Annotated in this window: 20 protein-coding genes; 5 read left to right on the forward strand and 15 right to left on the reverse strand. The window is 70.9% G+C overall.

The window, feature by feature from the left end; genetic code table 11:
• The first annotated feature begins 3 nt into the window (after nucleotides 1–3).
• Nucleotides 4–765 carry a glycosyltransferase family 2 protein gene (locus GVV86_RS07530; RefSeq protein ID WP_159802333.1) on the forward strand — a complete coding sequence of 254 codons (762 nt, stop codon included), beginning with the start codon at nucleotides 4–6 and terminating at the stop codon, nucleotides 763–765.
• Nucleotides 766–1,041: 276 nt separating this feature from the next.
• Here GVV86_RS07530 and GVV86_RS07535 read toward each other — a convergent pair whose 3' ends face one another.
• From GVV86_RS07535 to GVV86_RS07560, 6 genes are all read right to left on the reverse strand, one after another.
• The gene (locus tag GVV86_RS07535; RefSeq protein ID WP_159802335.1) at nucleotides 1,042–1,824 is read right to left on the reverse strand and encodes a CPBP family intramembrane glutamic endopeptidase; all 783 of its coding nucleotides are present in this window, start codon (nucleotides 1,822–1,824) and stop codon (nucleotides 1,042–1,044) included.
• Nucleotides 1,825–1,865: 41 nt separating this feature from the next.
• Nucleotides 1,866–3,134 (reverse strand): amidohydrolase family protein, encoded by a 1,269-nt coding sequence (locus GVV86_RS07540; RefSeq protein ID WP_159802337.1) that lies wholly within the window; start codon nucleotides 3,132–3,134, stop codon nucleotides 1,866–1,868.
• The gene (locus tag GVV86_RS07545; RefSeq protein WP_159802339.1) at nucleotides 3,131–4,663 is read right to left on the reverse strand and encodes an amidohydrolase family protein; all 1,533 of its coding nucleotides are present in this window, start codon (nucleotides 4,661–4,663) and stop codon (nucleotides 3,131–3,133) included. Before GVV86_RS07545 ends, GVV86_RS07540 begins: the two co-directional genes overlap by 4 nt.
• On the reverse strand, nucleotides 4,660–5,868 hold the full coding sequence (locus GVV86_RS07550) for an allantoate amidohydrolase (protein ID WP_159802341.1): 1,209 nt from the start codon (nucleotides 5,866–5,868) through the stop codon (nucleotides 4,660–4,662). Before GVV86_RS07550 ends, GVV86_RS07545 begins: the two co-directional genes overlap by 4 nt.
• A 165-nt stretch (nucleotides 5,869–6,033) precedes the next feature.
• On the reverse strand, nucleotides 6,034–7,731 hold the full coding sequence (gene hutU, locus GVV86_RS07555) for a urocanate hydratase (RefSeq protein ID WP_159802343.1): 1,698 nt from the start codon (nucleotides 7,729–7,731) through the stop codon (nucleotides 6,034–6,036).
• Complete coding sequence (locus tag GVV86_RS07560) at nucleotides 7,728–8,396, reverse strand: IclR family transcriptional regulator (protein WP_159615863.1); 669 nt, start codon at nucleotides 8,394–8,396, stop codon at nucleotides 7,728–7,730. Before GVV86_RS07560 ends, hutU begins: the two co-directional genes overlap by 4 nt.
• A 112-nt stretch (nucleotides 8,397–8,508) precedes the next feature.
• Between GVV86_RS07560 and hutH the strand changes: the two genes are divergently transcribed.
• A complete protein-coding gene (gene hutH, locus GVV86_RS07565) occupies nucleotides 8,509–10,158 on the forward strand; it encodes a histidine ammonia-lyase (RefSeq protein ID WP_159802345.1) in 1,650 nt (549 codons plus the stop codon).
• Nucleotides 10,159–10,218: 60 nt separating this feature from the next.
• Complete coding sequence (locus tag GVV86_RS07570) at nucleotides 10,219–11,064, forward strand: siderophore-interacting protein (RefSeq protein WP_425513923.1); 846 nt, start codon at nucleotides 10,219–10,221, stop codon at nucleotides 11,062–11,064.
• Between the two features lie 77 nt (nucleotides 11,065–11,141).
• Here GVV86_RS07570 and GVV86_RS07575 read toward each other — a convergent pair whose 3' ends face one another.
• The 9 genes from GVV86_RS07575 to GVV86_RS07615 all read right to left on the reverse strand — a co-directional run bounded on the left by GVV86_RS07575 (nucleotide 11,142) and on the right by GVV86_RS07615 (nucleotide 20,674).
• Nucleotides 11,142–12,347, reverse strand: a complete 1,206-nt coding sequence (locus GVV86_RS07575; RefSeq protein ID WP_159802349.1) for a cation:proton antiporter — start codon at nucleotides 12,345–12,347, stop codon at nucleotides 11,142–11,144.
• A gap of 3 nt (nucleotides 12,348–12,350) precedes the next feature.
• The gene (locus tag GVV86_RS07580; RefSeq protein WP_159615855.1) at nucleotides 12,351–12,833 is read right to left on the reverse strand and encodes a cation:proton antiporter regulatory subunit; all 483 of its coding nucleotides are present in this window, start codon (nucleotides 12,831–12,833) and stop codon (nucleotides 12,351–12,353) included.
• A 100-nt stretch (nucleotides 12,834–12,933) separates the two neighbouring features.
• Complete coding sequence (locus tag GVV86_RS07585; protein ID WP_159615853.1) at nucleotides 12,934–14,028, reverse strand: NAD(P)/FAD-dependent oxidoreductase; 1,095 nt, start codon at nucleotides 14,026–14,028, stop codon at nucleotides 12,934–12,936.
• Between the two features lie 143 nt (nucleotides 14,029–14,171).
• Complete coding sequence (locus tag GVV86_RS07590) at nucleotides 14,172–15,371, reverse strand: glycine C-acetyltransferase (RefSeq protein WP_159615851.1); 1,200 nt, start codon at nucleotides 15,369–15,371, stop codon at nucleotides 14,172–14,174.
• Nucleotides 15,372–15,456: 85 nt separating this feature from the next.
• Complete coding sequence (tdh, locus tag GVV86_RS07595) at nucleotides 15,457–16,500, reverse strand: L-threonine 3-dehydrogenase (protein WP_159615849.1); 1,044 nt, start codon at nucleotides 16,498–16,500, stop codon at nucleotides 15,457–15,459.
• 215 nt (nucleotides 16,501–16,715) lie between these two features.
• The gene (gene gatB, locus GVV86_RS07600) at nucleotides 16,716–18,230 is read right to left on the reverse strand and encodes an Asp-tRNA(Asn)/Glu-tRNA(Gln) amidotransferase subunit GatB (RefSeq protein WP_159615847.1); all 1,515 of its coding nucleotides are present in this window, start codon (nucleotides 18,228–18,230) and stop codon (nucleotides 16,716–16,718) included.
• Nucleotides 18,230–19,735 carry an Asp-tRNA(Asn)/Glu-tRNA(Gln) amidotransferase subunit GatA gene (gatA, locus tag GVV86_RS07605; RefSeq protein WP_120166792.1) on the reverse strand — a complete coding sequence of 502 codons (1,506 nt, stop codon included), beginning with the start codon at nucleotides 19,733–19,735 and terminating at the stop codon, nucleotides 18,230–18,232. The genes gatB and gatA overlap by 1 nt, the downstream gene beginning before the upstream one ends.
• A gap of 4 nt (nucleotides 19,736–19,739) precedes the next feature.
• On the reverse strand, nucleotides 19,740–20,036 hold the full coding sequence (gene gatC, locus GVV86_RS07610; protein WP_159802351.1) for an Asp-tRNA(Asn)/Glu-tRNA(Gln) amidotransferase subunit GatC: 297 nt from the start codon (nucleotides 20,034–20,036) through the stop codon (nucleotides 19,740–19,742).
• Between the two features lie 104 nt (nucleotides 20,037–20,140).
• A complete protein-coding gene (locus GVV86_RS07615; protein WP_246199568.1) occupies nucleotides 20,141–20,674 on the reverse strand; it encodes a GNAT family N-acetyltransferase in 534 nt (177 codons plus the stop codon).
• A 208-nt stretch (nucleotides 20,675–20,882) separates the two neighbouring features.
• Here GVV86_RS07615 and GVV86_RS07620 point away from each other — a divergent pair, with 208 nt between their 5' ends.
• The gene (locus tag GVV86_RS07620; protein WP_246669908.1) at nucleotides 20,883–22,157 is read left to right on the forward strand and encodes a sugar ABC transporter substrate-binding protein; all 1,275 of its coding nucleotides are present in this window, start codon (nucleotides 20,883–20,885) and stop codon (nucleotides 22,155–22,157) included.
• Nucleotides 22,158–22,251: 94 nt separating this feature from the next.
• Complete coding sequence (locus GVV86_RS07625; RefSeq protein ID WP_201291398.1) at nucleotides 22,252–23,139, forward strand: carbohydrate ABC transporter permease; 888 nt, start codon at nucleotides 22,252–22,254, stop codon at nucleotides 23,137–23,139.
• Nucleotides 23,140–23,141: the final 2 nt, after the last annotated feature.

The raw sequence follows: 23,141 nt of genomic DNA on the forward strand, positions 1-23,141 counted from the left end.
GCTGTGGTCGCACGGCTCGCGGTGGTGGTCCCGGCGTTCAACGAGCCCTCCATCGGCAGGACCCTTGAGGGGCTGTACCGCCAGCACACCCGGGACGGCGTCTCCGTCTACGTCGTCGACAATGGGTCGACCGACGATACCCGGGCGCGGGTCGCCGGATTCCTTGCCGGCCGGGACGGCTTCCCGCTGACCGTCCTCGAGGAACCAGTAAAGGGTACCGGGGCTGCCAGCGATACCGGTTTCCGCCGTGCCATCACCGACGGCTTCGAGCTGGTGGCCCGGACGGACGGGGACAGCGTTCCGAGTCCGGACTGGACCGGGCGGATCCTCGCGGGTTTCGCGGCCCACCCGGGCCTCGAATTGCTGGGCGGGAGGAGCGTGCCCCTCGACGACGCCTACCGCCGGGCCGGGGACGCCCTGGTGATCCCGGCCGCCTTCCTTGTCCTGAGGACCGCGCTGGCCGCCGGTCACCTCGACCGCAGCTACCTGAAGCTCGTCGCCGGGCATAACCTCGCAACCCGCGCCGCCGCCTACCAGCGGGTGGGGGGATTTCCGCGCACCTCCATCGCCGAGTGCGACGAGGACATCGAGTACACGCTGCGGGTTGCGCGGACGCTGGGCCGCTCCGCCGTTCGAATCGACCGCGGCCTTGTGGTCGGGACCTCGATGCGCAGGATCCGCGCCTACGGGCCGGCACGGGCAGCCGTGCACCAGCTGCTGCCCGGCCTGCGGGGCAGGCTGGGCAGGGATGCCGATATCCGCTGACGGAAGCGTCGGCGCAGCGGCCTCCGCCGGCGGTGGCGGCCGGGCCCGGTCCGGCCCGGACGCTGGAGCGTGGGGGTGATTCCCGTCCTGACGGAAAGCGGGCGTGTCAAGGTAACCGGAGCACCGAAGTATCCACCCGGGGGGTTGCCGGGACTGGTTTAGTGGAACGTGGCGCCGAAGTTGTCAAGCAGCGAGCAGTCTGCGGGGTCGGGAGTGGTTGCAGGGCGCGAGCCCTGCAACCGTTCTCCTTAGGGCTGGCTTTCCCGTCCGGGGCCGCTAGTCCCCGATGCCGATGGCCGATCCGAGCAGGGCGAAGCCGACGAAGCCGGTGATGTCGAGTGCCGCGTGGGCGATGACCAGCGGCATCACCCGGCCGGTGCGCAGGTAGGCATAGCCGAAGACCAGCCCCAGGATCACATTGCCCACGAACGGCCCGATGCCCTGGTAGAGGTGGTAGCTGCCGCGCAGCAGCGCACTGGTGATGAGGAGCGCCGGGACGGACCAGCCAAGCCGGCGCAGCCGCTCGAACAGGTACCCGACCACGAGGACCTCCTCGAGCACCGCATGGCGCAGGGCCGACAGCACGAGCACGGGCACCGTCCACCAGTAGTCATCGAGGGCCGCCGGGACAATGGCGGTGGTGATGCCCAGGGCACGTCCGGCGGCGTAGACGCCGAGAGTCCCCACCCCCATGGCCACGGCCAGCCCCAGCCCGAGGCCGAAATCCAGGGCCGGGCGCTCGAAGGTGAAGCCGATCCGCCGGAACGCCGAGGCGCCGCCGGCGCTCAGCAGGAACAGGGCCAGGGCGACCGGCACGAGGGCGAAGAATATCCCGAGCAGCTGGTACGCCAGGTCGAAGTACTGCCGGTCATTGAGCACCGGGTTGAGGGTGGTGGTCTGGCCGGCGAGCGGACCGGACGTCGCCTTGTCCAGCAGCCGCACCACCGCGTACACGCCCGACTGTCCGAGTGAGAGTCCCATCACGATCAGGATTTCCGCTGTGATCCGCCGCCGCTCCCGCAGTGCCGGCGGGTGGACGGTGGGTGAGAGAGAGCGCATGGGGTTATCTTTCCAGCGCCCGCCTCCGATTCCCAGCCGCCCTAGCTGAGCCTCACCCCGGCACGCCAGACGGCCCCGGTCAGCGGGATGCCGGGCCGGTACGCGAGGTGGGTGGCGGAGGGGGCGTTGAGCAGCTGCAGGTCGGCCCGGTGGCCGACGGCGAGGGAGCCTACGGCGCGCCGGCCGTCGGCGTCCGTCCCGGCCTCGCACCCGAGGGACAGGGCGCCGCCGTAGGTGGCGGCCCGGACCGCCTCCTGGACGCTCAGGCCCATCTGCAGCACGGCGGTGGTGACGCAGAACGCCATCGACGTGGTGTAGGAGGTGCCGGGGTTGCAGTTGCTGGCCAGGGCGAGCTGGACCCCCGCGTCGAGCAGCCGGCGGGCGGGCGGGAAGGGCTGGCGGGTGGAAAGGTCGCACGCCGGCAGGCAGGTGGCCACGGTGCCCCGCCCCGGAGCGGCCGCCTGCCCGGCGTGTCCCTCTCCCCCGGCCTCCGCGGCGTGCGCGGGATCCCAGCCGGAGGGATCCCAGCCGGACCAGGACGAGGCGAGCGCGTCGATGTCGGCGTCGCTGAGGTGATTGACGTGGTCGACGCTCGCGGCGCCGAACTCGACGGCGAGCGCGGTGCCCTCCCCCGGGCCGAGCTGGTTGCCGTGGACCCGCAGTCCCAGCCCGGCATCCCGGCAGGCGGTGAGCACGGCCCGGCTCTGGTCGGGGGTGAACGCGCCCCGCTCGCAGAAGACGTCGGCCCATTGGACGTAGGGGCGGACGGCATCGAGCATCGGCCCGCAGACCAGCGCGGTGTACGCGTCGGCGTCGATGCCGGCCGGCACGAGGTGCGCGCCGAGGTAGGTCACCTCGTCGACGACGCCCGCGGCGATCCGCGCGCTGCGGGCCTCGTGTTCGACGTCGAGCCCGTAGCCGGTCTTGGTTTCAAGGTAGGTGGTGCCGCCGGAGGCCGCCTCGGCGGTGCGCCCCAGCAGCAGCCGGGTCAGCTCATAGTCCCCCGCGGCCCGCGTGGCCTCGGTGGTCACCGCGATGCCGCCGGCCCGGTACTCGGCCCCGGCCATCCGGGCTTCGAATTCGGCGGTGCGGTCGCCGGCGAAGACGAGGTGGGTGTGGCTGTCGACCCAGCCGGGCAGGCCCGCCCGGCCTTCGGCGTCGTGCACGGTGTCCGCTGCCGGCGCGCCCGCCGCCGGGCCGATCCAGCTGATCCGCTCCCCCTCGAGAACGACGGCGGCGTTGGTGAGGACCCGCTGGTCCGGATCCGACGTTGAGAGTTCGCCGATGTTGGTGATGAGCGTCGAGGTCACGGTGCTGCTGCTCCTAGGTCTGTGCGGCTGTCGCTGCGGTGGGCGCTCCTGCCCGCACCACCGTCCATTTTCCCGAGGACGGCCGCGAGCAGGTCCGCGGGGTCGCCGAGGCCCAGATGCCGCCCTCGGTGGGCGGCGGGGACCCCGCCGATGACGACGTCGGTGACGTCCTGCGCGGTGGCCGAATACACGAGCTGCTCCGGGTCGCTGCCGGTGGTGCGCACCGAGCGGGGGTCGATGGCGACGAGGTCGCACACGGCGCCCGGCTCGAGGCCGGCCGGCGGGCGGCCCTGCGCCCTGAGCCCGCTCCCGGTGCCGGCGGCGAGCAGCTCGGCCGGGGTGAACTGCGGGCGGCCTCCCGTCGCGAGGCGTTCGCCGTGCTCGAGGGCCCGCATTTCGATCCACGGGTCGATAACGGCGTGCTGGTCGGTGCCGAGGGCGATCCGGGCGCCGGCACGCTGCAGCTCGCCGGCGGGGCCGATCCCGTCGGCCAGGTCGGCCTCGGTGGTGGGGCACATCACCACCGTGGTTCCGGCGCCGCCGAGCAGGTCGATGTCGGCGGCCGTGAGGTGGGTGGCGTGCACCGCCGAGAGCCGGGATGTCAGCAGCCCGGTGGAGGAGAGCAGGCCGGTGGGGGTGAGCCCCGTGGCCGCGAGGCAGGCCTCGTTCTCGGCGGGCTGTTCGGAGAGGTGGATGTGGACCGGTACGTCCGTTGGCAGGGCCCCGGCGATCTCCGCGAGCGCTTCCGGTGGGACGGCCCGCACCGAATGGAGGGCCGCGCCGACCGTGACGGCCGACGCGGGGAAACGTTGGGCCATCACCTCCCGCAGCGAGGCGAAGCGGCGCAGCCAGGCGTTGGCTGACGCGTCGGTGAACCGCGCCTGGTCCGGGCCGGCGGGACGTCCGAAGCCGCCGGCGAGGTAACAGGTATCGAGAAGGGTCAGCCGGATCCCGGCGCGGACGGCCGCCCGGGCCAGGGCCAGTTCCATCGCGTGGGGCCCGTCCGGGCCGTCGGCGCTTCCGGCCGTTCCGGAACCCGCCGGAGCCGGGGCCCCCGTCTGACCCGTCGTCCCCGTCGTTCCCGATCCGTAGGGTGAGCCGTCGGGCCGGTGGTGCACGTAGTGGAATTCGGCGACGCTGCTCCAGCCGGTGACGACCATTTCGGCAAAGACCGCGGTGGCGAGCTCCTCGTACAGCTCCGGGGTCAGCTGCCGCGCCGCAGCGTACATCGATTCGCGCCAGGTCCAGAAGCTGCCGGAGGCTCCGTTGTGGGTGCGGCCGCGCAGCACCCGGTGGAAGGCATGGGAGTGGGCGTTGGCGGCGGCCGGGAAGACCACGCCGGGAAGCACGGTGTCCCCTGCCCGCGCGGCGACCCCCGCCTCGAGGGACGCCACCGTCCCGTCGCCGGCGGGCACCACACGGACGCCCCCGACGACGCCGCGGTCCCCGAGCCAGGCCGCCGCGCACCAGAGAGGCGCCGGTGCCGACGTCCGGGCGCCGGACCCGTCCGTCCCGCCGCCGCCGCTCACAGCAGGTCCTCGAGCACATCGGCGAGCGCGGCGGCGCCGGCGTCTGCGTCTTCCCGTTCGACATACTCCTCCGGGGAGTGGCTGACCCCGGTGGGGTTCCGCACGTACAGCATGGCCGAGGGCACGACGCCGGCGAGCACCGCGGCGTCGTGGCCGGCACCGGTGGGCAGGGACGGCACCCCCCCGAGCGAGTTGGCGAGTCCCCGCTGCAGGGCGGGGTCGAAGGCCACGGTGCCGCTGAAGGATTCCTCGGTGAGGATGACCGAACAGCCCTCGAAGGCGGCGGCCTTCTGCGCCCTGCCGTGGATGGTTTCGACGAAGGCGGCGGTGACGGCGTCGTCGGGATGGCGCACGTCGAGCCAGAGGTCGACCCGGGAGGCGATCACATTGGTGCCGCCGGGCACCGGGGTCAGGCGGCCCACGGTGGCGCGGGCGCCGTCCTGGCGCCGGGCGGCCTCGCGCACCGCAAGCACGACCTGCGCGGCAGCGACCATCGGGTCGGCGCGGTCGGCCATCAGGGTGGTCCCGGCGTGGTTGCCCTGCCCCCGCACCGACAGCCTCCACCGCCCGTGGCCGAGGACGAAGGAGCCGACGGCGACGGCGGAGTCGAGGTCGATCAGTCCCCGCCCCTGCTCCACGTGGAGTTCGAGAAAGTCGCCGATGTTTCCCAGCGCCTCCTCGTCCCGCCCCAGCCCGGCCGGGTCAAGGCCTGCTGCACGGGAGGCCTCGGCGAAGGTGGTGCCGTCGGCGTCGGTGAGGCTGCGGGCCCGGTCGGCGTCGAGGGTTCCGGTGAGCAGGCGCGAGCCCAGGCACGCCACTCCGAAACGCGAGCCCTCCTCCTCGGGGAAGACCGCGACCGCGAGGGAGCGGTTCGGCTGCACGCCGCGCCCGCGCAGGAGGTCGACCGCGGCCAGCGCCGAGGCGACCCCGAGAGGCCCGTCGAAGGCTCCGCCGCCCGGCACGGAGTCGAGGTGGCTGCCGGTGACCAGCGATCCCTTCCGCCCTGTCCCCGGGACGTCCCACCATGCCCACAGGATGCCGTTGCGGTCGGTTTCGACGGCCAGCCCACGCCGGCCGGCCTCGGCGGCGAACCACTCGCGCAGTTCGCTCTCCGCGGCGGAGTACACCGGCCGGGAGTACCCGCCGCGGCGGGCGTCGCGGCCGACACCGTCGATCGAGTCGAGAAGGGTTGAGACGGATTCCATGGAGCCTCCGGGCAGAACGGCTGCGGGCGGTACCGGTAATGGCACCGGTGGGTGCGGTGCGGTGCGGTGCGGTGCGGTGCAGTGGTGCGGTGCGGTGCGGTGCAGTGGGTGTGGTGCGGTGCGGGCGGAGGCGGGCCGCGGCATGCCGCGGGTGGACCCTGACCATTACTCCTGCATGGGGATGCGCACGCCGCGTTCGGCGGCGACCTCGGCGGCCCGGGGGTAGCCGGCGTCGACGTGGCGGATCACGCCCATGCCGGGGTCGTTGGTCAGCAGCCGCTCCAGCTTCGAGGCGGCCAGCTCGGTGCCGTCGGCCACCGAAACCTGCCCGGCGTGGATGGAGCGGCCGATGCCGACCCCGCCGCCGTGGTGGATGGAGACCCAGGTGGCTCCGGAGGAGGTGTTGAGCAGGGCGTTGAGCAGCGGCCAGTCGGCGACGGCGTCCGAGCCGTCGGCCATGGCTTCGGTCTCCCGGTAGGGCGAGGCGACCGAGCCCGAATCGAGGTGGTCCCGGCCGATGACGATCGGCGCCGACACCTTCCCCTCGGCGACGAGGCGGTTGAAGAGGAGGCCTGCCTTGGCGCGGTCGCCGTAGCCGAGCCAGCAGATGCGTGCCGGCAGGCCTTCGAACTCGACGTGCTCGGCGGCGGCCTCGAGCCAGCGGTGGAGGTGCGTGTTCTCCGGGAACAGCTCCTTGAGGGCGGCGTCGGTAACGGCAATGTCGGCCGGGTCCCCGGAGAGGGCGACCCAGCGGAACGGCCCGAGTCCCTCGCAGAACAGCGGGCGGATGTAGGCAGGGACGAAGCCGGGGAAGTCGAAGGCCCGCGCATAGCCGCCGGAGCGTGCTTCGTCGCGGATGGAGTTGCCGTAGTCGAAGACCTCGGCGCCGGCGTCGAGGAACCCGACCATCGCCTCGACGTGGCGGGCCATCGAGGCCTGCGCCTTCTTGGTGAAACCCACCGGGTCCGCCACGGCCTCCCGCGCCCAGTCCTCCAGGGCGACGCCTTCGGGGAGGTAACTCAGCGGGTCGTGCGCGGAGGTCTGGTCGGTGACGATGTCGATGTCGATTCCGCGCCGGAGCAGCTCCGGGAAGACCTCCGCGGCGTTGCCAACGACGCCCACCGACAGGGCTTTCCGGTCCGCCTTCGCCGCGAGGACGGAGGCGACGGCATCGTCGAGGGAGTCGGCGACGGTGTCGAGGTAGCGCTTGGCGACGCGGCGGCGCAGGCGCGAGGAGTCGACGTCGACGATCAGCACCGCTCCCCCGTTGAGGGTGACGGCCAGCGGCTGTGCCCCGCCCATGCCGCCGCAGCCGGCGGTCAGGGTCAGGGTCCCGGCGAGGGTGCCGCCGAAACGCCGAGCGGCGATCGCGGCGAAGGTCTCGAAGGTGCCCTGCAGGATGCCCTGGGTGCCGATGTAGATCCAGGACCCGGCGGTCATCTGCCCGTACATCATCAGGCCCTCGGCCTCGAGCCGGCGGAACTCCGGCCAGGTGGCCCAGTCACCCACGAGGTTTGAGTTGGCCAGCAGCACCCGCGGAGCCCACGGGTTGGTGCGGAAGATGCCGACAGGCTTGCCCGACTGCACCAGCAGGGTCTCGTCGTCCTCGAGGTCCTCAAGGGAGCGCACGATGGCGTCGTAGGCCTCCCAGCTGCGGGCGGCCCGGCCGGTCCCGCCGTACACCACGAGGTCCTCGGGGCGTTCGGCGACCTCGGGGTCGAGATTGTTCATCAGCATCCGCAGAGGAGCCTCGGTCTGCCAGCTCTTGGCCGTCCGGGCCGTGCCGCGTGCGGCCCGGATCTGCCGGGACGGATCGGAGGTGGTAGCGCGGGGAGTCGGGGCAGTGGCCTCGGGTGTGCTCATGCTGATTCTCCTTCAGGGGTTGCTGAGGTGACGGGCAGGATGGCTGCGGCCTCGCGGGCCACATGCATCCCGATCCCCGCGGATTCGTTTTCACTAATGCGGTAGCTGGGCACGACGACGCTGAGCGCCGCGGCGATGCGCCCTCCGGCGCGGACGGGGGCGGCGATGGCGGTGACATCGGCTTCGACGCCGTCGCGCACCACGACGTATCCCGTGGAGGGCGTCGCGCCCGAAAGGACGGCGCCGACCGCCGTCCCCTCAAGGGGGATACTGCGGCCGACCCAGCTCGCGTGGCGCACCGAGTGGGTCCCTTCGCGCACGGCGAGGTAGACTCCGTGGCCGTCGTGGGAGGGCACGCTGAGGTAGGCCGATTCCCCGGTCAGGCCCACCAGCCGGTCAAGGGCCCCCTCGGCGAGGGAGACCAGGGATTCGGAGCTCAGCGCCTGGGCGCCCAGCTGGACGACCCGCAGCCCCGGCCGGTAGCCGCCGGCGCCGTCCCGGCGGACGAAGCCCGTGGATTCGAGGGTGCGCAGGAGCCGCAGCGCCGTCGAGGCGGAAAGGCCTGCGTCCCGGGCGGCCTCGGCCAGGGTGACCGTGCCCCGCTCGCACACCGCGCCCAGGAGCAGCAGCGCCCGCTCCACTGAGCGGGTTGAGGTATCTGCCACGCGTATCCCCTTGCGTCTCGGTCGGATTTGTATTTCACTTATTGAAACCCCATTTTCACTCAATGGCAATAGTCCGGTGGAACCCCGGAGGCCATGCGAAGCGAGGCTCCCCATGACTGCAGAGCACACAGCCCCGGGCACCACCGGCACCCTTCCGGCCGTCCCGGCACCCGGGTCCGCCGCCGGCAGCGGCGGCGGACCCATCCGGATCGGCACCGGCCCCCTCGCTCCGGCCGAGGTGGTGGCGATCGCCCGCCACGGCGCGCAGGTGGAGCTCGGCGGGGACGCCCTCGAGGCGATGGCCGCCTCCCGCCGGGTCGTGGATCAGCTCGCCGGGGACACCACCCCCCACTACGGAGTCTCGACCGGTTTCGGAGCCCTGGCCACGAAGCACATCCCGCCCGCCCAGCGCACCCAGCTCCAGCGCAGCCTGATCCGCAGCCACGCGGCTTCCTCGGGGGCGGAAGTGGACCGTGAGGTGGTGCGCGGGCTGATGCTCGGGCGGCTCTCGACCATGGCCACGGGCCGCACCGGCGTCCGGCCGGTGGTCGCCGAGACCTACGCGGCGATGCTCAACGCCGGAATCACCCCGGTGATCGGCGAGTACGGCTCCCTCGGGTGCTCCGGAGACCTCGCCCCGCTCTCCCACGTGGCACTGGCCCTCATGGGTGAGGGCACGGTGCGCACCTCCGACGGCTCCACCGCCTCCGCCGCGGATGCCCTGGCGGCCGCCGGCATCGCTCCGGTCGAGCTGCGCGAAAAGGAGGGACTGGCGCTGATCAACGGCACCGACGGCATGCTCGGCATGCTGGTGCTGGCCGCCGAGGACCTCCACCGGCTGCTGAAGACGGCCGACCTCGCCGCCGCCATGAGCGTCGAGGGGCTCCTGTGCACTGACGCCGTCTTCGCCGCCGACCTGCACGAGCTGCGCCCGCACCCCGGACAGCACGACTCCGCCGCGAACATCCGTGCCCTCCTCAAGGATTCCCCGCTCATCGCCGCGGAGCTGACCGCCGAGACCGGACGCCACCGCTTCACCCGGGTCCAGGACGCTTACTCGCTGCGGTGCGCCCCGCAGGTCCATGGGGCGGCCAGGGCCACCCTCGCCCACGGCAACTCGGTGGCGGCCATCGAACTCGGTTCGGCCATCGACAACCCGGTGATCACCCCCGACGGCAGGATCGAATCCAACGGCAACTTCCACGGCGCCCCCGTCGGCTACGTGCTCGACTTCCTCGCCATCGCCGTCGCCGACGTCGCTTCGATGAGTGAACGCCGCACCGACCGGTTCCTCGACAAGGCACGCAACCACGGCCTCAACCCCTTCCTGGCCGACGATCCGGGGGTCGATTCGGGGCACATGATCGCCCAGTACACCTCGGCCGGGATTGTCTCGGAACTCAAGCGGCTCGCCAACCCGGCCTCGGTCGACTCCATTCCGTCCTCCGCCATGCAGGAGGACCACGTGTCCATGGGCTGGGCGGCCGGACTGAAGCTGCGCCGCTCCCTCGACGGGCTGACCCGGGTCCTCGCCATCGAGATCCTCACCGCTGCCCGGGCCCTCGATATGCGGGACGGCGGCCTCGCCACGGCGCGCAGCTCGGAGCCCATCACCGCGGTGCGCCGGGTGCTGCGCGCGCACATCCAGGGCCCGGGCACCGACCGGTACCTCGCGCCGGAGATCGAGGCCGCCCGGGTGCTTGTCGACAACGGCTCGGTGATTGCCGCCGCCGAGGATACCCTCGGGGTCGTACTGCTGTAGATCCAGGAAATGGCCGCGCGCGGGGGTTTGTTAGGGTTGGCTTACCAACCTCTTCCGGAAGTGAGCCGTACCCCCATGAGCGCACCCGCCATTCGAAAGCCCCGCCCCCAGGTGGTGCTCAGTGTCCTCGAGACGATTCGGCTCAGCCCGCACATGGTCCGTGTCGTCGCCGGCGGCGAGGCCTTTCCCAAGCTCCTCGAGAACGAGCACACCGACCGGTACGTCAAGCTGCTCTTCGCACGGCCGGAACTCGGGCTCGTTCCCCCCTATGACCTCGAGGCCCTCGCGGAGCAGCTTCCGCCCGGAGACCTGCCCATCAAACGGACCTACACGGTGCGGTGGATGGACCGGGAACGGCAGCTGCTCGCGATCGACTTCGTGGTCCACGGCGACGAAGGAATCGCCGGCCCGTGGGCTGCCGGCGCCCGGCCCGGGGACCCGCTCGTGCTGATGGGCCCGTCGGGCGCGTGGACGCCGAGGCCCGACGCCGGCTGGTATCTCTTCGCCGGGGACGAGGCCGCCCTTCCCGCCATCTCCGCAGGCCTTGAAGCGCTCCCGGAGGACGCCACCGGCACCGCCTGGCTCGAGGTGGACGACGAGGCGGATGTCCTCCCGCTTCAGGCCCCGGCCGGCGTCGAGCTCCGCTGGCTGTTCCGGCGCGGCCGGCCGGCCGGCACGACGACGCTGCTCGCCGACGCCGTCGCCTCCGCGCAGTGGCCCGGGGGCCGGGTCGAGGCGTTCGTCCACGGCGAGCGGGGGGCCATGAAGGCGCTGCGCGATGTCCTGTTCGGCCAGCGCGGGCTCGAACGCGCACAGGTCTCCCTCTCCGGCTACTGGGCCTACGGCCGGGCCGAGGACCGGTTCCAGGCCGAGAAACGGGAGCCGATCGGCAAGATCCTCGACTGACCGCGGGCCCGGCTGCCGGGCCAGCGGGGCTCACCGCCCGGCCGGCGGCCCAGCCGCGGGCCGCCCGGCCGTCCAGATCAGCGGCCCGCGGGGATCCCATCGGCACGGCCGGTCGTCGGACCGGTGCGGCGCATCAGCAGGTCCATGACAGGCTCGGCGATCCGGGCCAGGATCGGTCCGAGGATCGCCATGATCAGCACGTACGTCGTCGCCAGCGCTGCAATCTCCGGGACCACAGCACCCGAGGCCACAGCAAGCCCGGCAATGACAATCGAGAACTCGCCGCGGGCCACCAGCGCGGCCCCGGCCCGCGCCCGGCCGCGGGGCTTGATCCCCTGGCGGGCCGCGGCCCACCAGCCGGTGGCGATCTTGGTGGCGGCCGTGACCACTGCGAGCACCACGGCCCAGCCCAGGACGGGCGGGATGGACGCCGGATCGGTGTTCAGGCCGAAGACCACGAAGAAGATCGCAGCGAAAAGGTCCCGCAGCGGTTCAAGCACCCGGGACGCGTTCTCCGCCGTCGCGCCGGAGATCGCGATGCCCAGCAGGAAGGCGCCCACGGCGGCCGAGACCTGAAGGGTCGAGGCGAGCCCTGCCACCAGCAGCGCGGCCCCGATGAGCGTCAGCAGGAACACCTCGCGGTCCTTGCTGTCCACGATGGCCGAGACCACGTTGCCCCAGCGCAGGGCGACGACCAGGACGAGCGTCACCACGACGAGGGAGACGCCCACGGCCTGGAAACCTCCGACGAAGCTGAGCCCGGCGAGCACCGCCGTCAGCACCGGCAGGTAGATGGCCATGGCGAGGTCCTCGAACACGAGGATCGCCAGCACCGTCGGGGTTTCCCTGTTGCCCAGGCGCCCGAGGTCGGAGATCACCTTCGCGGCGATGCCCGATGAGGAGATATAGGTGACCCCCGCCATGACCAGGGCGCCGACGGGCCCCCAGCCGAGCAGGAGCGCGACGGCAGCGCCGGGAAGGGAGTTCAGGACAATATCGAGGATGCCGGCCATCCAGGACTGCCGCATCCCGGTGACGAGTTCCTTGGCCGAATACTCGAGGCCCAGCATCAGCAGCAGGAGCACGACTCCGATCTCGCTGGCCACCTCACTGAAGCGTTCGAGGCCCTCAAGTTCGAGGAACCCGCCCTGGCCGAAGAAGAGCCCCCCGACCAGGTACAGCGGGATCGGCGACAGTCCAAAACGTCCGGCCAGGCGGCCAAGGGCGCCAAGGCACAACAGGACAGCGCCGAGTTCAATCAGCGTTACTGCGGTTGTGTGCACCGATCAGCCGTGCCGGAGAATCTTCGCGGCGGTGTCCAAACCTTCGGAGGTGCCGACAACGACCAGGAGGTCGCCGGCGGCGAGGACGAAATCCGGAGTCGGCGAGGCCTGGACCTCACCGGAGCTGAGCACCGCCACCACCGACGCGCCCGACCTCGAGCGCATGCGCGTCTCGCCGAGGGAACGTCCGTCGAAGGGAGAGCCACGCTCCACCAGGAACTGGCGGGTGGTCACCCCGGGCAGGTCGCGGTGTTCCTCGGTCAGCCGGGCCACGAGGTGCCGTGCGCCCAGCAGGTTCCCGATCGTCGCGGCCTCATCGGGGGTCAGGGGGATCGAGGCGACACAGGCGTCGGGGTCGTTGGCCGCCGAGATAATGAGGTCAAGGCTCCCCTCGCGGTGCGCAACGATGCCGATCCGGCGGCCTGACGAGGTTTCGATATCCCTGCGGACCCCGATCCCGGGCAGTGGGACTTCATCAACGTTCATTCCACAATCCTATGCCTGTCCCGCGGTGCCGCTGCCGACCCCTCGAACGGGCTGCTCCGCGCGGACTGCGGCGGAACCTCCAGGTGCAGCCCGAGGCGGATCATCGGCCGGAGGATGCGGCGGCGGGGGCGAGTTCTGCCGCGGCCTGCGTGTCCCCCGGCTCCTGCCCGCTCAGCTGCGCCGCGGCGAGCTCGGCGATGGCCGAGGACGTCTGGAAGCCGTAGCCGCCCTGGCCCGCCAGCCAGAAGAAGCCTTCGGCGTCCGGATCGAAGCCGACGATCGGGATCCCGCTGGGCGGGGAGGTCCGAAGCCCGGTCCACGACCGGAGGACTCCGGTGATGCCGAGGGTGGTGAGTGTGTTGAGCCGGATGATCAGCGCCTCGACGTCCCCGGGGTTGGGGCGGGCGTCCTCGGCGGCGCTGGGCACGCTCTCGCACGGCGAGATCAGGACGCCCGCGTCATCGCGGCGGAAGTAGAAGGAGTCATCGGCGGAGGCGACCATCGGTGTGCCCGGGACCGGCTGCGACCCGACCCGGACGACGGCGGCGGTGCGCCGGTAGGGCACCAGGTTCCGGGGTGCCGCCCCGCACAGCTCCGCGAGCCGGTCGGCCCAGGCACCGGCGGCGTTGACCACCACGCCTGCATCGATCTCCTGTTCTCCTGCCCGCACGCGCCACCGGCTCCCGCCGCGCTCGGCGGCCGTGACCCGGGCGCCGGTCAGGATCGCAGCCCCGGACGCCGCTGCCACCGCCCGGTGGTGTTCGAGCAGCGCGTCGGTGTCGGTGCCGACGCAGGTGGTGTCGAGCCCGGCCGCCTCAAAGGTATCCGGAAGCAGCTGCGGACACAGCCGAAGGGCCTCGGAGTGGGTCACCCGGCGCATCGAGCCGGCAGCCCTTGCCGCGACGTCGGCCTCGCTGCCGATCAGCAGGTAGCTCCGCGGCGTGGTGAGCACGAGGCGGGTCCGCTCCTGCACTCCGGCAAGGAGGCCGAGGGTGCGGGCGGTGAGCCGGCGCACCACCGGCGGGCCGTAGCTGGGGTTCAGCTGCCGGGCGGACCGTGACGACGTGTGGTACCCGAGGGTCGGTTCGGCCTCGACGAGTGCCACTGTCGGGCCCCCGCGGGACGCGAGTTCCGAGGCCAGCGACAGGCCGGCGATGCCGCCGCCGACAATGAGGACATCGCAGCTAAGGTTCATGGCGCCATCGTAGGCACATCCGCTGCGCCGGGCACGGTGGGTCCGCCAGGTGTCAGGCAGGACCTGACGCCGGGCGCTTCAGTTCCGGTGGGCCCGGCCGGGCCCTCAGGGGTCCCGGCCGGAACGCGCCGCCCTTCGGGACCCTAGCCGGCTGCGGTTTCGGAGCGGGCTGCGACGAACGCCCGGACGCAGGCCTCGATGTCCTCGCTGCTGTGCGCGGCGGAGAGCTGGACGCGGATGCGCGCGGCGCCCTTGGGCACCACCGGGTAGCTGAAGGCGGTGACGAAGACCCCGTGGGCCAGCATGGCGTCGGCGGTCTTCGCCGCGAGGACCGCGTCGCCGAACATCACCGGGATGATCGCGTGCTCGCCCTCGAGCAGCTCGAAGCCCTCCTCCGTCATCCGGCGGCGGAAGTGGGCCGCGTTTTCGACGAGGGTGGCGCGCAGCTCGGCGCTGTTCTGGACCAGGTCCAGGGCGGTCAGGGTCGCGGCCACGATCGAGGGTGCCAGGGAGTTCGAGAACAGGTAGGGCCGGGCGCGCTGACGGAGTACCTCGACGATCTCGCGGCGGGCGGCGACGTAGCCGCCCGACGCCCCGCCCAGGGCCTTGCCGAACGTTCCGGTGTAGATGTCGACGCGGTCCCCGACACCTGCGTGTTCGGGGGTGCCGGCGCCGGTCGGGCCCATGAAGCCGACGGCGTGCGAGTCATCGACCATGACCATCGCGTCGTACCGGTCGGCAAGGTCGCAGATGGCTTTGAGCGGGGCGAGGTAGCCGTCCATCGAGAAGATCCCGTCGGTGACGATCAGGCGGCGCCGTGCCGAGGACGCCTCCTTGAGCTTCGCCTCGAGGTCGGCCATGTCCCGGTTGGCGTACCGGAAGCGCTGTGCCTTGCTCAGGCGGATGCCGTCGATGATCGAGGCGTGGTTCAGCGCATCGGAGATGACGGCGTCCTCCGCCGAGAGCAGGGATTCGAAGACTCCCCCGTTGGCGTCGAAGCAGGAGGAGAAGAGGATGGTGTCGTCGGTTCCGAGGAACTGCGACACCCGCCGCTCCAGCTCAAGGTGGAGATCCTGGGTGCCGCAGATGAAGCGCACCGAGGCCATGCCGAACCCGCGCTCGTCGAGGGCGCTCTTCGCGGCCTCGATGATCTGCGGGTGGTCCGCAAGGCCCAGGTAGTTGTTGGCGCAGAAGTTCAGGACCTCGGCGGACCCTCCGGTGCGCAGCCCGGCCCGGATGTGGCTTGACTGGGGCGAGGAGATGGTGCGCTCGTGCTTGAACAGCCCCGCGCTGCGGATCTCCTCAAGCTCACCGGTGAGCTGGTCGCGGATGGAGGTGTACATGTCGCTGCTCCTTGAAGGATGGGACGGCTGGAGGTGGAACGGCTGGGGTTGGCGGGGACCGCGGAGGTCCGGGAGGCGCCGGAGGTTAGAGGGAGGTCCAGTCGAGGACCACCTTGCCGCTTGCTCCGCGGCGCGCGGTGTCGAAGCCTGCCTGCCACTGCGACGCCGGCAGGGTGTCGGTGACAATGTCCGCAACCGCCTCCCGCAGGACGGGGTTGGACTGAAGCATTGCACTCATGGCGTGCCAGGTCTCGAACATTTCGCGGCCGTAGATGCCCTTGATCGTCAGCATGTGGGTGACGACCTTGGCCCAGTCGATGGTGATGGGCGCGGACGGCAGGCCGAGCATGGCGATGCGCCCTCCATGGGTCATGTTGTCGATCATTTCGGGGAGGGCGGAGGCGTGTCCCGACATTTCCATGCCGATGTCGAAGCCCTCCTTCATCCCGAGTTCCTTCTGCGCTTCGCTGATGCGCATGCGGCTGACGTCGATGGCCATGTCGGCCCCGACGGCGCGGGCGAGCTCAAGGCGCGGCGCTGCGATGTCGGTGATGGCGATCTTCCTCGCCCCGGCATGGCGGGCGACGGCGACGGCCATGAGTCCGATCGGGCCCGCCCCGGTGATGAGGACGTCCTCGCCGACCAGCGGGAAGCTCAGGGCCGTGTGGACGGCGTTGCCGAAGGGGTCGAAGACGGCCCCGAGCTCGGGGGTGATTTCGTCGTGGTGCACCCAGACGTTCGTTTCGGGGAGAACGACGTACTCGGCGAAGGCGCCGTCGCGCTGGACGCCCACGCTTGAGGTGCGGATGCACATCTGGCGCCGCCCGGCGCGGCAGTTCCGGCAGATGCCGCAGACGATGTGCCCCTCGCCGGAGACCCGGTCGCCGATCTTCACGTCGCGGACGCCGCCGCCGAGTTCGACCACCTCGCCGTAGAACTCATGGCCGGGGATCAGTGGGGCATTGATCATGCCCTGCGCCCAGGAGTCCCAGGACTCGATGTGGAGATCGGTTCCGCAGATCCCGGTGGTCATGACCCGGATCTTCACTTCTCCGAGGCCCACCGTCGGCTCGGGACGGTCGACCAGTTCGAACCCGGGATGCGCCCCGGACTTGTACAGCGCCTTCACTCCATCTTCCTTCCGCGCCAATTCCGCACAGCCGGCTGGATCCGCCGGCGGCGAGCTGGTGCAACTCGGGTGGCTGTTGTGACAACCACCGCAAGATTATCAGTGGTCACCGGCCCCGAGGCGGGCCGCCGGTGGCGGCGGCCTCCCGGAAAGCCGACTGCCCACCGACAGGGTGCTGTCGGTGGGCAGTCGCCGGTGCACAGGGACGCCGTGCGTCAGCCTTCGACGCCCAGGCGCTGCAGGATCAGCTCGCGCACCCGGCCGGCGTCGGCCTGGCCGCGGGTGGCCTTCATGACGCCGCCCACGATGGCGCCCACGGCCTGGACCTTGCCGCCGCGGATCTTCTCCGCGACGTCCGGCTGGGCCGCCAGGGCGCCGTCGATGGCCTCGAGGAGGGGGCCGTCGTCGGAGACAACCGCGAGGCCGCGCGCCTCAACGACCTCGGCCGGGGTGCCCTCGCCGGCCAGGACGCCGTCGAGCACCTCGCGGGAGAGCTTGTCGTTGATCTTGCCCGATTCGATCAGTGCGTTCAGTTCGACGATCAGCTCGGGGGTGACGCCCAGTTCGGCGGGCTCGACGTCGGCGATCTTGGCGCGGCGGGAAATCTCGCCCATCCACCACTTGCGGGCGACGGCGGGGCTGACGCCGGCGGCGACGGTGTCCTCGACCGAGGACATCACGCCGGCGTTGACGACGTCGCGGAACTCGGCGTCGGAGTAGCCCCAGTCGGCCTGAAGGCGCTTGCGGCGCTCGGCGGGCGGTTCGGGCAGCTCCGAGCGCAGCTTCTCGATCCACGCGTCGTTGGTGACGACGGGAACCAGGTCCGGCTCCGGGAAGTACCGGTAGTCGTCGGCGTCGGACTTGGGCCTGCCGGCGGTGGTGGAGCGGGTGTCCTCGTGCCAGTGGCGGGTCTCCTGCACGATCACCGCACCGGAGTCCAGGACCGCGGCGTGCCGCTGGATCTCATAGGTCACCGCGTGCTCGACCGACCGCAGGGAGTTCACGTTCTTGGTCTCGGTGCGGGTCCCCAGGGTGGTGCTGCCCTTGGGCATCAGGGAGACGTTCGCGTCGCAGCGCACGTTGCCGCGCTCCATGCGGGCGTCGGAGACCCCGAGGTTCTTGACGATCTCCCGGATGGCGGCCACGTACGCCTTCGCCAGCTCCGGTGCGCGCCGGCCCGCGCCCAGGATGGGCTTGGTGACGATCTCCACCAGCGGCACGCCCGCCCGGTTGTAGTCGACGAGGGAGAACTCGGCGCCCTGGATGCGGCCGGTGGCCCCGCCCATGTGGGTCAGCTTCCCGGCGTCCTCCTCCATGTGCGCCCGCTCGATCTCCACGGTGAACACGGTGCCGTCGGCCAGTTCGATGTCGATCGCGCCGTCGTAGGCGATCGGCTCGTCGTACTGGGAGGTCTGGAAGTTCTTCGGGGTGTCCGGGTAGAAGTAGTTCTTCCGGGCGAAGTGGCTGCGCTCGGCGATCTTGCAGCCCAGGGCCAGCCCGATCTTGATCGAGGACTCCACGGCGACGCGGTTGACCACCGGAAGCACCCCGGGCAGGCCGAGGTCCACCGGGGTGATGTTGGTGTTCGGGGTGTCCCCGAAGCCGTTGGGGGCCGAAGAGAACATCTTGGTCCGAGTGTTCAGCTCGACGTGCACCTCGAAGCCGAGCGCCGGATCGTACTTCTCCATGGCCTCGTCGAAGGACAGGACCTCGTCGTGTACAGCAGTCATTACTTCACTCCCGCAATCTCGGGGGCCTGCGCGAGCAGCGGTCCGCCCCACTTGTCTTCAAGCAGTGATTCGAGCACGGCGCCGACCCGGTAGAGCCGGGCGTCCTGGCGCGCAGGGGCCAGCAGCTGGATGCCGACCGGCAGGTTGTCCTCGTCGGCGAGCCCGTTGGGCAGGGACAGCCCCGGGATGCCGGCCATGTTCGCGGGGATGGTGGCGACGTCGTTGAGGTACATCGCCAGCGGATCGTCGAGCTTCTCGCCCAGGCGGAACGCCGTGGTGGGCGCCGTCGGGGAGATCAGGACGTCGGCCTGGGTGAAGGCGGCGTTGAAGTCGCGCTGGATCAGGGTGCGCACCTTCTGGGCGGAACCGTAGTAGGCGTCGTAGTAGCCGGCGCTCAGGGCGTAGGTGCCCAGGATGATGCGGCGCTTGACCTCGTCGCCGAAGCCGGCGGCGCGGGTGGCGCCCATGACGCGCTCGATCGTCGGGGCACCCTCGGGCACCACGCGCAGCCCGAAGCGCACGCCGTCGTACTTGGCGAGGTTGCTCGAGGCCTCCGAGGGCATGATCAGGTAGTAGGCGCCCAGGGCGTACTTGAAGTTCGGGCAGGAGACCTCGACGATCTCGGCGCCGGCGCCGCGGAGCAGCTCAAGGGATTCCGCGAAGCGGTTCAGGACGCCGGTCTGGTAGCCCTCGCCCGAGAGTTCCTTGATGACGCCGACCCGCAGGCCCTTCACCTCGCCGCGCCGGGCGGCCTCGACGAGGGCGCCGACGGGGTCGGTGAGGGAGGTGGAGTCGTGCGGGTCATGGCCGCCGATGACCTCGTGCAGCAGCGCGGAGTCGAGCACAGTGCGCGAGACCGGGCCGATCTGGTCCAGGGAGGACGCCATGGCGATCGCACCGTAGCGCGAGACGCCGCCGTAGGTCGGCTTGACGCCGACGGTGCCGGTGACGGCGCCGGGCTGGCGGATCGAGCCGCCGGTATCGGTGCCCAGGGCCAGCGGCGCCTCGAAGGCGGCGACGGCGGCGGCGGAGCCTCCGCCGGAGCCGCCCGGGATGCGGTCGAGGTCCCAGGGGTTGCGGGTGGGCCCGTACGCTGAGTGCTCGGTGGAGGAACCCATGGCGAACTCGTCGAGGTTGGTCTTGCCCAGGATCGGCATCCGCGCCTCGCGCAGCCGGCGGATCACCGTGGCGTCGTAGGGGCTGTGCCAGCCCTCGAGGATTTTCGAACCGGCCGTGGTGGGCTGGCCCTTGGTGACGATGAGGTCCTTGACCGCGATCGGCACACCGGCCAGCGGGTGCAGGGTGTCGCCGTCGGCCCGGGCCTTGTCGACCTCGGCGGCCACGAGGAGCGCCTCCTCGGTGTTGACGTGGAGGAACGCGTTGATCGAGCCGTCCACGGCGGCGATCCGGTCGAGGTGCGCCTGCGTGGCGTCGACGGCGGAGACCTCGCGCGACTGCAGCTTCTGCGCGAGCGCGGCGGCGCTCAGTCGGATGATTTCACTCATTGGGTTACTCCCCGTCCAGGATTGCAGGGACCCGAAAGCGTCCGTCGGCGTTGTCGGGGGCGCCGGCGAGGGCCTCCTCGTTGCTGAGCGTCTCCCCCGCGACGTCGTCGCGGTAGACGTTGCTCAGCGGAATCGGGTGGCTGGTGGCGGGGACGTCGTCGCCGGCCACCTCGCTGACGCTCTTGATCGAATCCACGATGACGGCCAGCTCGCCGGCCATGCGGTCGAGTTCCTCGGAACTCATGTCGATGTGCGCCAGCCGCGCCAGATGCGCGACGTCCTCACGGTTAATCTCAGCCATGGATCTCCCCTGGAAGTGGATGGGTGTCTGCCTCTAGTCTACGGGCGGACAGGGCCTGGGCGGGCACCGCGGAAGCCGCCCGAAGGGCTCTCAGGAGACCGGCCCTAGAGCTCCAGGCGGAAGACCCAGAGCAGGATGTCTTCGTTGGGCACGAGCCAGTCGCGCTCGGGGACGCGGTGGAAGCCCATGGACTCGTAGAGCCGGTGCGCGCGCACCATGTTGGATCCGCTGGTGAGGCTGACGGCGTTGATGCCGGGCAGGGTCCGGGCGTGGGCGATGATCGCCTCGACCATGGCCCGGCCGATGCCGCCGCGCTGCACGGCGGGGTCGACGGCGAGCATGCGGAACTCGAGCTCCCCGGCGATGGCGATGTCGGTGTACCGCTGCCCTTCGAAGGTCAGCGCCACCGAGCCCACCACCCGGCCGTCGCGCTCGGCGACCCAGATCTGGGCGTGCTCGGCCCGGTGGGCGACGTCCGAGAGCACCGCCATGTAGGGGTGGTCCTCGTCGGCGAAGTAGCCGGCCTCGAGGTAGGCCGTGCGGGTGATGCGCGCCACCTCGTCGTAGTCGCTGGGCAGGACCGGGCGGATCGAGAGGGTGTCGGCGGGGCGGGAGGAGTCGGTGCGTGCGGTTTCCACGGTGTCCTTCATCGAGAATAAAAAGTCGATTTTACTCCCGGCGCCACTGCACCACGCCGGACCGCGGTGTGTTTTCAGGCACGGTCCCCGGCCCGGCGTGTCTGGAATTCAGTTACGTTGACTTAGCCTGTGACGGAGATTACTTTCACTCTATGGGCCGTGGCAGATTCCGATGCCGCCGCCTTCGCCGCGATGGAGGGGACAGCAAGTGAGAAAGCTCAAGCGTTCAATGGCCGTGACTGCAGTGGCAGCACTGGCGCTGACAGCATGTGGAAACGGCGGCGGTTCCGACGCCGAGGGCGAGACGCTCAGCGTCTGGATCATGGAGGGGACAAATCCCGACGCCGAAAGCTTCTTCGAGGGAGTGAAATCCGAGTTCAAGGAAGAAACCGGCGCCACCCTCGAGGTGCAGTTCGTTCAATGGGCCGAGGCCCACGACAAGTTCGTCACGTCCATCGCCGGGAACACGACCCCGGACGTCGCCGAAACTGGAAGCACGTGGACCGCGGAGTTCGCCGAAGCCGGCGCCCTGGCCCCGCTCGACGAGCAGATCGAGAAGGCCGGGCTGAAGGACGACCTCGTCGAAGGCCTGGTGGAAGCCGGCACCCTCGAGGACAGTCTCTACGGCATGCCGTGGTACGCCGGAGTCCGCTCCGTCGTGTACCGCACGGACATCTTCGAAAAGCACGGCCTGACCCCTCCCACCTCGTGGGACGAGCTGCGCGAGGCCGGCCTTGCCCTGAAGGAGGCCGAGCCCGAGATGACGGCGTTCGCCGTTCCCGGAGACTCCGCCTACCTGGCCTACCCCTTCATCTGGGGGGCGGGTGCCGAGCTCGCCGAACAGGAGGGCGATACCTGGTCCTCCGGCCTTGACTCCCCCGAAGCCCGTGAGGGCGTGAAGTTCTACACCGACCTCGCCCTGAAGGACGGCCTGTCCTCCGCCGGGGCCACCACCTGGAACGAGAAGGACGTGCTCGACAACTTCGTCAAGGGCAACCTCTCAATGGCCACCATGGGGTCCTGGGCGATGCCGGCGATCCTTGAGCAGAACCCCGACCTCGAGGGCAAGATCGGCGCCTTCCCGATTCCCGGCCCCGAGTCCGGCTACAGCCCCTCCTTCCTGGGCGGCTCCCACCTGAGCGTGTTCGAGGGATCCGAGAAGCAGGAACTGGCCTGGAAGTTCGTCGAGATGATGACCACCGGTGAGACGGCGGCCGAGTGGGCCGAACAGACCAACTACTTCCCCGGCCAGGCCTCCCTGCTCGAGGAAGCGGCCAAGTCCGACGACCCGCTGGTCAAGCCGTTCGCCACCCAGATGGTCGAAGCCGGAACCTCGGTTCCCGTCGCTCCGGGCTGGGGCGCCGTGGAAGCGAAGAAGACGGTTCCGGCGATGATCCAGTCAATCCTCTCGGGCGACAAGAGCGTCGACCAGGCGACCGAGGACGCCGCCACCGAGATCGAAGAACTGCTGAACGGAAAGTAGTTCTTTGACCACCCCCACCAAGGCTGGAGCCGCACGCCCGGCACCGCGTGCGGCCACCGGCCCGACCCCGCCCCAGCGCCGCCGGCCGGGCAGGCTGCGCCTGTCAACGGTCCGGCCGTGGCTGCTCCTGGCCCCTGCCCTCGCGGTGCTCGCCGTGCTGCTGCTCTGGCCGCTCGCCCGGGTTGTGCTCATCTCCTTCCAGGACTACGGGCTGCGCGAAATCGTCAGCGGACGCTCGAACTACATCGGCTTCGCCAACTACGCCGAGGTCTTCGCGGACCCGGCCCTCTGGACGGTCGTCCTTCCCAACACCGTGGGATTCGCGGTGGCCGCCGTGGGCGGAACCGTGATCCTCGGCACCCTGGTGGCCCTGCTGCTGGCCAGCCTGGACCGCCTCTGGCGCACCGTCGTCAGCAGCGCCGTCATGGTGGCGTGGGCGATGCCCGCCGTGACCGGCACCTATGTGTGGATCTGGATCTTCGACGCCGACCGCGGCATCGTCAGCCAGTTCCTGCAGGGCGTGGGCCTGCTTGATGAGCCGCACAACTGGTTCACCGACCGCTGGTCCTTCTACGCCGTGGTCCTGGTCAACATCATTCACCACGGGTTCCCCTTCGTGGCGATCACCGTGCTGGCCGGCCTGCTCGGGGTCTCCAAGGAGATGCTCGAGGCGGCAACCGTCGACGGCGCCGGCGCCGTCCGCCGCTTCTTTTCGATCACCTTCCCCACCCTTCGGCCCGTCTTCGCGGTCGTGGTGATCCTCTCCACCATCTGGGACTTCAAGGTGTTCGCGCAGATCTACCTCCAGCCCGGCGGATCGGGCTCGAACCGTTCCGTGTTCAACCTCGGCGTGTGGTCCTACGTGGAGTCGTTCGCCCAGAACCGGTACGGGTTCGGCTCGGCCATCGCCGTCCTGCTCACCGTGCTGCTGCTGGCCATCAGCGTCGTCTACGTCCGCACGCTGTTCAAGGAGGAAAAGTGAAA

Origin of the sequence: Arthrobacter zhaoguopingii, from assembly GCF_009828595.1 — a bacterium.
GTDB lineage: Bacteria > Actinomycetota > Actinomycetes > Actinomycetales > Micrococcaceae > Arthrobacter_D > Arthrobacter_D zhaoguopingii.

Bases quoted from the DNA above. Each gene is read 5' to 3' on its own strand.
- GVV86_RS07535 (WP_159802335.1), bottom strand. From the start codon at position 1,824: ATGCGCTCTCTCTCACCCACCGTCCACCCGCCGGCACTGCGGGAGCGG.
- GVV86_RS07550 (WP_159802341.1), bottom strand. From the start codon at position 5,868: ATGGAATCCGTCTCAACCCTTCTCGACTCGATCGACGGTGTCGGCCGC.
- hutU (WP_159802343.1), bottom strand. From the start codon at position 7,731: ATGAGCACACCCGAGGCCACTGCCCCGACTCCCCGCGCTACCACCTCC.
- hutH (WP_159802345.1), top strand. From the start codon at position 8,509: ATGACTGCAGAGCACACAGCCCCGGGCACCACCGGCACCCTTCCGGCC.
- GVV86_RS07580 (WP_159615855.1), bottom strand. From the start codon at position 12,833: ATGAACGTTGATGAAGTCCCACTGCCCGGGATCGGGGTCCGCAGGGAT.
- GVV86_RS07585 (WP_159615853.1), bottom strand. From the start codon at position 14,028: ATGAACCTTAGCTGCGATGTCCTCATTGTCGGCGGCGGCATCGCCGGC.
- GVV86_RS07590 (WP_159615851.1), bottom strand. From the start codon at position 15,371: ATGTACACCTCCATCCGCGACCAGCTCACCGGTGAGCTTGAGGAGATC.
- gatB (WP_159615847.1), bottom strand. From the start codon at position 18,230: ATGACTGCTGTACACGACGAGGTCCTGTCCTTCGACGAGGCCATGGAG.
- gatA (WP_120166792.1), bottom strand. From the start codon at position 19,735: ATGAGTGAAATCATCCGACTGAGCGCCGCCGCGCTCGCGCAGAAGCTG.
- gatC (WP_159802351.1), bottom strand. From the start codon at position 20,036: ATGGCTGAGATTAACCGTGAGGACGTCGCGCATCTGGCGCGGCTGGCG.